The sequence below is a fragment of the Enterococcus sp. C63 genome (genome assembly GCF_040887215.1).
Taxonomy (GTDB): Bacteria; Bacillota; Bacilli; order Lactobacillales; family Enterococcaceae; genus Enterococcus_B; species Enterococcus_B hirae.
In genome coordinates this window covers 1-243 of the sequence record NZ_JBFOFI010000025.1, presented here as the reverse complement: position 1 = coordinate 243, position 243 = coordinate 1, and the positions used below count along the sequence as shown (strand labels likewise).

The window sequence follows — 243 nt, the reverse complement described above, 5'->3', positions numbered from 1 at the left end:
GAATCCAGAATTGGAAGAAGGAGTTACACGGATCAAAACGGCAGGACAGGACGGGATTCGTACGATCGTCTATAAGGTGACTTATGATGGGGAAGGCAACGAAATCAGTCGAGTAGAAGTAAGTAATGAGGTAACGACTGCCCCTGTGGCACAAATCATTGAAAAAGGAACAAAGGTTCCAGTAACAGAAGAAAAAGAAGAGGTCTTAACCGAAGCTGTGCCGTTTACAACGACAACTGTTGA

Annotated in this window: 1 protein-coding gene; it reads left to right on the top strand. The window is 44.4% G+C overall.

Features of this window, described 5'->3' with window-relative positions:
• On the top strand, positions 1-243 hold a 243-nt coding region (locus AB3H90_RS14405; protein WP_368016919.1), incomplete at both ends, for a G5 domain-containing protein.